At 35.0% G+C, this 771-nt stretch carries 1 protein-coding gene; it reads right to left on the bottom strand.

Annotated elements, in window-relative coordinates:
• Nucleotides 1-771 (bottom strand): hypothetical protein (locus tag NQ163_RS20565; RefSeq protein ID WP_268192189.1); only part of this gene is annotated, 771 nt, incomplete at both ends.

Below are 771 nucleotides of genomic sequence, written 5' to 3'. Positions count from 1 at the left end.
TCACCTGTTGCTGCTATTGAAATTGAGAAAGGAGAATTCAAACATGGTGTGAAATCTTCACTTACTGTTGTCACAGCTATATCTTTTAATACTCTAATTGAAACAAGGTTGGAATATTCATTGGTACTGGAACCGTCACTTACTAAACAACGGAATTTCCAGGTATTCATTCCTGTGTTTACTGTTGGAATTGTAAGAGTTGAAGTTTTACCTGTTTCAATTGAAGTCATTCCATGCTCGCCAACTGCAGGTTTAAAACCACTACCATCATTAAACTCCCAAGTGTAATTAAGTGCATCAAAATAACCTTCAATTGTTAAATCAACATCCTCACCATCACAAGATACAGAATTTGATGGATGAGATGCAATCTTCACAACTGAAGTAATTGTTAAAGTAGCTTTGGCACTAGTTGCACTTGAAGAGCAAACCGTTCCATCACTAACAACAATACATCTGTATTGTTTTCCATTATAAGATGCTTTATCAGCATTTGTTATTTTTAGTTCAGATGTTTGAGTTCCAGAATATTTATCAACATCATTAATGTCTTTCCACGTTCCATCAAAAACTTGCCATTGATAAGAATAGTTTGGCTCACCAGATGCAGTTACACTAAATTTAGCATCTGCGCCATCAGAAATAGTTATATCCAAAGGATTTGTTACTGCAACTTCTTTGATAATAGTAAGAGTTGCTTTTTCGGATGTTGCCGTTCCACAACTTCCAACTATACCAGTAACTTCACAATAATAAGTTTCACCATCAACT

It is taken from the genome of Marinifilum sp. D737, from assembly GCF_026672275.1.
Taxonomy (GTDB): domain Bacteria; phylum Bacteroidota; class Bacteroidia; order Bacteroidales; family Marinifilaceae; genus Marinifilum.
This window is presented reverse-complemented; position numbering and strand designations above follow the sequence as displayed.